4 protein-coding genes are annotated in these 7,132 nt (G+C 38.1%); all 4 read right to left on the bottom strand.

What is annotated here, in order from left to right; genetic code table 11:
* Window positions 1–393: 393 nt before the first annotated feature.
* On the bottom strand, window positions 394–1,122 hold the full coding sequence (locus tag M0P98_08795; GenBank protein MCK9266946.1) for a hypothetical protein: 729 nt from the start codon (window positions 1,120–1,122) through the stop codon (window positions 394–396).
* Window positions 1,123–1,418: 296 nt separating this feature from the next.
* Window positions 1,419–4,925, bottom strand: a complete 3,507-nt coding sequence (locus tag M0P98_08790; protein MCK9266945.1) for a hypothetical protein — start codon at window positions 4,923–4,925, stop codon at window positions 1,419–1,421.
* A 214-nt stretch (window positions 4,926–5,139) separates the two neighbouring features.
* A complete protein-coding gene (locus M0P98_08785) occupies window positions 5,140–6,942 on the bottom strand; it encodes a hypothetical protein (protein ID MCK9266944.1) in 1,803 nt (600 codons plus the stop codon).
* Window positions 6,939–7,132 (bottom strand): hypothetical protein (locus M0P98_08780; GenBank protein ID MCK9266943.1); only part of this gene is annotated, 194 nt, incomplete at its 5' end. The genes M0P98_08785 and M0P98_08780, both read right to left, overlap by 4 nt.

Below are 7,132 nucleotides of genomic sequence, written 5' to 3'. Positions count from 1 at the left end.
AATTACGAGGTGCAACTACAACTCAAGCAAGAATCGGGCTGTTAACAAAAGGTTCAAGCCTTTTGTTCTTCTACTCTGAGCCTGTTAAGCCCTTCGGAGATGTTTGCTATGCAGAAGGGTGAGTTCTCAGAGTGCCCGATTGTTGGGTAGAGGGTGTCTACTCACTCCCTCTTTGCCTTCTCCCCTTGAGGGAGAAGGATCAAGGATGAGGGGTGTAGTTGGCAGGCAAGGAAAAATACGAGGGATTGTCCTGTATGTCATTCCGGACTTGATCCGGAATCTCGTTTTGTTATATCACCCCATTCCTTTTCAATACACTTGATTAAGACGAAGGTCGGACCTCCGCAAAATACTCCGAGGTACCACCTTCATCACTCGCAAAGACGGAATGGGTTATTGGAGGCGGTAGAGTAGGGTGTATGGCAGGTTGTCCCTTAAAAGTCGTATATAAACCTGTTTGATGCCGTACTTCATTATGTTTTCGTATACGAAGAGGGGCTTTTCTGTGGAATTTAACGGGATTGTATTTACTTTTGTTATTATGTCGTTATTTTTTATTCCGTATCTGTTTAAGATACTATTTTCTGGGATATTGGTTAGTGTAAAGCCAATCACTTCTCCGTTTTCTTTTATTGAGGTTCCTCTTATTGTGCTTCCATCAGAAATTTCTTTTTGAAGTTCTTGAAGAAACTCGTCTATATTAATGTTGTATTGGTTATCTGTATAAATTTGTGTTGGGCTACAACCTTTTAGAGATACTTCCATTTCACGAAAACCATATTCGACTATTATTTTTTGGTCTTGTATATCCGTAATTAGTGCAGAGTTTATTATGTCACCAATTTTATAGAAGGTTGACTCTTTGGTCTTTTTGTCCTCAAGTATGACTATACTCTCTTTTGGTGAATTGGTATGATAAAAGGTACCTTTAAGTTCTATTAAATCGTTTAAATTGGGTAGTTTGGTTATTGGGAGAACTTCTTTTGGTGTTGTTGTGGGTTGTTCACTCTCTTTTTCTTTCATAGGGGCGAATATGTTTCTCTTTAAGACTGATGAATAATCGGCAGAGTGCAAAAAGATAGGGGCTAAGAGTATTATTATGAGGTATAGTTTGTTTTTCATTTTTTATCTTTTCTCCCCCCTCGGGGGTACTCGGGATAAACACTTGTAATGACAAGTAAAGATAAAGGCATTTAAAAACCCGCCCAATTTTGTTATCCTGAACTTGTTTCAGTAACCTTGCCTTGTTGCCGTTTTGTGGCGTTGCGAGAGCGTTTTATTCCATAGTTTTCATAGGGATTGCGACGTGGCAACCCTCGTCTTTATCCTATACACTATTGTTTATTCCCATTCCTTTTCCGCCTTCGGCGAGATTGCCACGCTCCCTTCAGTCGCTCGCAATGAGAAAATAATTAAACCTAAAATCTGTTGGCGAACCAGAGTAACGGTTGCAACCCAACCCGCACAATAGTTTTCAAACTACCTTTATCTCTTATATAATTGGCAACTGGTGGGCTATGTCTGTAATACCATCTTACAAACGCTCTTCCCATCCTGTTTGTTAATAAACGTTGGTCTCTAAACCTCTTTAAAGAAATCACCTCTTTTGCCATATCAGTTCCATAAACAGCCGTAGCAATAAAACATCCCCCTGAACCTGGCGGTGAAGATGGTTGACCTTCTGGGTATATAGATGCTTCTCGAGAAACAGGTCTTGATTCAACTACACCTCCATTGATATTTTTTCGAAGATATAGTTCATAACGATAAGGACCTCCAGGTAAAGGACCGCTTTCATTTATTTCGTAAAATATGTTGTTAGGGTTATTTGCAGTCCATTGAGAAACAATAATTGATTCAGCAAAAGTTCCGTCATTAAGGTAAATTCTCTTTAACCTAAAACTATCGGCACGGTTAGAAAAAGTATCTGAATTTCCCGGGGAATAAGACCTATCTGTCCACTGTATATTCATAGTTTCTGTTCCGGGAGCCAATCTAAAATCGGTTGGTCTTTGCGAATCTATAAATCCGAGCAATTTATTACCAACAACTTCATTTGAGGAAAAAGTTGTAATGGTTCCGCCTTGCGAAAAGAACATATCTACTCGGTAGTCGTAAGAAACACCTTCAACAGGTGGGTTTTGTCCATCTCTTCTATCAACATACCAGGTCTGGTTAATGTCTGTTATTGTTGCAATAACTACCCCATTTCTGATAACTTCATATCTTTTAAAAGTGTCATCGGATATGTGGGTAGAGTTGACCCAGTCAAGACGTATATAGTCGTATGTATTTTCTGATAAAAGGTATATCACACCAATATTTGGCGGGTTGAAGGCGCCTGATTGGCGTTTTACGTAAGGAGTTGATTTTATGCCGTTAGCATCTATTATTGCTATTGCTCGAGAACCCCAAGTGTCCCAATCTGTTTCATCTACTCCCCATCCAACTATACCTGCATCAAACGAGTCGCCTGGAGTAAAAGTGTTTGATGTTCTAATGACTACATAAAGAGTTGTAGGGATAGAAATTGGCTCTAAAAATTCAAATTGAAATCCATTAGGAGCACCAGGCCAAGAAAGATATCTATACCTTTTAATCATAACTGGGCTGTTATAGTCTATATCTCCGTTTGGGGTGCTTTTGTAAACAACAACTCCACAGTTTTTTAGAGCGTTGGTATTAAAAAATTGTATGTCATACCAACTGGTTATATGATTGAGAGAAGGATGTAAGGGGTCGAATGAAGCAAGGTCTTCAAGATTAAAATTAGATATGTCGTAAAATTCAACTGTAAGTCCTTCAATTTCTGGGAACTTGTAGGAGTTATTATCGTTTAGTTCAATCTTAAAAAGAGGGGTAGGTTCACTTGACCTGATAAGCCCAGGGTTCCCTGCCTCAGTAAGGGATGTTATTTTTGCATAAATATTGCCGTTAATCTCCCTACTTATAACTGGAAGTGTGTTATATGCTTGCTTTCCAGTATCTGTTGTCCATAATCCTGCGTAAGGAATTTTTATCCTGAATCTTGAACCATAACTTAAAGATTCAGTTGTTCTGAAAGCAATAAAGAAGTCACTCCCTCTATGTTTGTATTTATTTTCGAAATTGGCGCCGTCTGTATAAGAAGAAGCATAATCGTAAGAGGGGATGAGCCCTTGGTCTGATATATCAGTTTTTAATATTAGGGTAGTAGAATATTTTGTGACAACAGAGTTTAAATCGGGGTCATACTCCGTGCCTTCTTCTATCCAGTTAGTTGTTTCGGTTGGAATGAAAGTGTCTTCTGAATCAAAACTGCCAAAAACTCCCATATCTGTGTTATCTCTCCAAAGACTAATTCCTGAATAATTATCAATTGAAAGAGGAGCAAGGTCGGATCTTGGGTCAAAATTTTCTATTGCTAAAAGTTCCACCCTAATGCGCTGTATTTTAGTTGTATCTAAACCATATTTTGATGGACCAGAGGCAATGTTTATGCCTATGGCTGGTATAATATTTGACACTGGGTTGGAAGGTTCATCAATTTCTACAGGGTCTACTCGTGTTTGTGCTACGCTATCCATATATATATTGTTGTATATCGGTTTTACTTGACCCTCGGCTATTCCAGCATATCTTATAGGTTTTCCTATCTCATCGAACTTTATATCTCCTTCTTTTATCCAAATTTTATAGTCCTGCCCCATTTTGGGTCTATAACCAGTCTCTCCAAAGTCGCTCCTCTGTTCTAATACAACAAAAAAATCTGCAAAATTTGTTGGGCTTTCAAGAGTTTCTTCAAGAGTTTCTGCAATTGAATAAAGTAATGTCCATTGGGTAGGAGTTTCTTCTATAAATTTAACGCTTCCAGTAGAAAGCCTGCTATCAATTTCAGGGTCCCATCTTCCGTTATTATTGGTATCTTTCCAGATAGTTATGCCGTGGTAGTCGCCAGTAGAATCTTCGCCTATTCTGAATGTTTTGTTGGGATTAAAATTTTCTGAGCCACACTCTCCCGCAGTTACTGTTAACTTAATAGTTTTTAACTCTTCTGCGGGGTCGTTAATAGATGGGGTTTCTGACCCGTTTGCTGTAACGTTTCTCTGGGAAGCGGCTATGGATAAAATAGCAGTTCGGGTTTCCCACGGAAGAAGTTGAGGAACTCTATGATTAAAGGAGTTATAGGAGTATTCATAATCATCCTTATCGTATCTTGGTCTTATCTGTTCACTCGGTTGCCATTGAGAGTAAGAAGGGTAATCTGGAATTTCAGAATCGTGGTTTGTTAATTGGTTAGGGAGAAGATCTGTAACAAGGAGTTCGCAGGTTATTCTATTTGTTGTTACAGCGTTGTTGATTACATCCACCTGGGTGGTAATAGGTGAAGGATTAAAATGAACATCTTCTGCTCCAATAGTAAAGGTTGAGCCTGAACCGTTAGGTGTGAAATCGAGTGTTCTTATGGCAACAAAGAAAGTGACAGTTTTTTCAGCAGGAATTAGTTTGTCATCTGTTGATATTCTAAAAAGGCCAGTTTCAGGTTCGCCAACATTGCCCGAATAATAAAAACCACGAACCCCAATAATTTTCCCATCAATATCAGTTAAAACAATCGAATCAATATAAAGGCTTCCAGAAATATCTACCGTTACTCCTTTAAAATATTGTCGCTGGTCTGGATATGGGGGAGCCGGAGGATTTGGATCAACCAGTGGCTTTGAACGTTCTAATGTAACCCCCATTATTATTATATATCCTTCGTTAGCAGCATTTTTTCCTAAAACCTCACTGTACGCATGCCGGCTACCTGTATCTTGTGTGTTTGGTAGTATACCTTGGTTGGGGATGGTATAGTCGGTAACAATATTTTTTGTAATGTTTGATTGGGCATCAAAGGAAAACATAATAAATAATATGGCAAATAATAAGAATATTTTTTTCATAAATGTTCCTCTTTAGTTGTGTTAATTGTTAGTGTTAATGTACATTTGTTTTGATTCTTCCTTCTGATACATTATACTTTATTTTTTTTAAAAAACAAAAACGATAAAGCAGGGATTCCCTCTCACCTTGCATCCTCTCCCCACAAGGGGAAAGGCGAGCGGGGCGGAGATTGCCACGCTCCCTTCAGTCGCTCGCAAAGACAAAATAATTAAACTAAAATCTGTTGGCGAACCAGAGCAACGGTTGCAACCCAACCCTAACTACAGTTTTCAATTTACCTTTATCTCTTATATAATCGGCGACTGGCGGGCTATGTCTGTAATACCATCTTACAAAGGCTTTGCCAGCCTTATTTGTTAATAAACGTTGGTCTCTGAATCTTTTTAAAGAAATAACCTCTTTTGCCATATCTGTTCCATAAACAGCCGTAGCAATAAAGCATCCACCACCACCATTACCACCTTTTGGAGTACTAATATTTGTTCCAAGAGAAAAGAAGTTGATTTTACCTAAATTTGTTACCTCTGCGGTGATAAAACCGATAGATGATGAGGTGACTGTTTCGGTTCTTTCTGTTATGGTGAGTTCTGTCCATTCTCTTGTGTTAGTGTTCCATTGGTAAACTTTTAAATCATTTATATCAATTACTCCTGCAATATCAAGGTCTGTTGGATGTACAGGTATTTTTACTCTTATTTTCCTGCCACGTAAAATCGCTATATCTTCTGTTGAAAGTCCATAAGTGTTTGCAAACCCAATAAGTCCGGGATGTGGTGGAACATATTTAGGGTCAATATATCCAAAATTTAACTCTGCAGGTGTTATACCAGATAACGAGTTTGCTGGTATTATTACTTCAAAATCATCAAGAAAAGTATTTGTTCCGATAATAGGTATGTTGTAAAAATTTAACAGATTATCAATAATGTATGAGTATAATACAGATGAAGGCGTGGAATTGGATTGAAGTCCAGTTGAATAATTTTTGTCAGAATAACAGTAAATTCTATAATATATTTCTTGGGAGTTTGTGGTAGGGTCAAAATAAAAGTTTAGCCCTGTGTTATCTTTAAATATACAGGTTCCCCCTCCGACATAAGGAAAATAAGGAGGTAACTCAGGCGTATTGTATTCCGTACCGTCTTGAGGGTTACTTGTCATTGGAGTACCCATTTTTCTAAAAATAATGGTGCCTGTATAGTTGGCGGGGTTGTTCCATACCAGAAGGATTCCTCCGAGAGAAGAAAAAGCGTTAAAGTTTGTTACCGGGACAGGAGCACCTACTACCATAGTTACAGGAATTGTTGAGTTGCCACCATTACTAAAAATATTTATGTTACCATTGTGTGTGCCAGAGGCAATATATAAACGATTAATGTTTGCAGTAATAAGTTCTGTTTCCCCACTTCCAAGTGAGCCGTTATATTTTGTAATTGAGAGCCAGTCTACTGTTGTTGTGGCTTGCCAATTTAGGGTTGGTCCACCAGTATTTTTAACTGAAAATTGAAGAGCAGTTTGGGTAGAACCAAAATTAAGAGAAGATGGAGAAGTAGTTAAATTAGAAGGAGTTGTTGTTAATATAGAGGTATCACCGGTTATGGGTTCATCAACCTCGTTTTCTAAAGTTCCAGTATATTTTACTCTACCGGCAAATGTCTGTATTCCAGAAGTAGTTGGAGGGACACTTACTGTGTATGTAATAGTCATATCTACAACTTCGCTGGTATGAAATAGCCAACTGTATGTGCTTCTGTATGGTGCTCCGTCTGGGTCGCTATGCATAGGTGTTGCAGAAATAATAGACCATCCAGGAGGTGGGGTCTCGGTAACAATAAGTGCGCTTGGTTCGTTGCCTTCTTCAACGTTTATTTTAAGTTTTACATCATAAGTAGCGCCCGGAGTGTAGTTTGTTAGAAGTTCTCTTGTGGCTGAAACTTGTTGAGAAAAGGCGTTGCTTTTTATAAAAAATATTAATGCGAATGTAATTATAATAAAAGATAACCATTTTCTACTCATTTCTTCTCCTGTTCACTTCTACATAAGTGTTTTGTTGTACTTCTAATGTTAAAAACTCGCCCAATTTTGTCATCTATGAAAAAGTATGTCAAGAGATAATACTCTCCCTGCGGCACATTATGCCATTGATTGCATACTTCCTTCTCAGGTAAAGCTATAAGGCGTATTGGAACATTCACACTATTGTTTT

The sequence above is a fragment of the bacterium genome, assembly GCA_023230585.1.
Taxonomy (GTDB): domain Bacteria; phylum Ratteibacteria; class UBA8468; order B48-G9; family JAFGKM01; genus JALNXB01.
The sequence above is the reverse complement of the archived record's forward strand: the minus strand, read 5'-3'. Positions and strand labels throughout refer to the sequence as shown.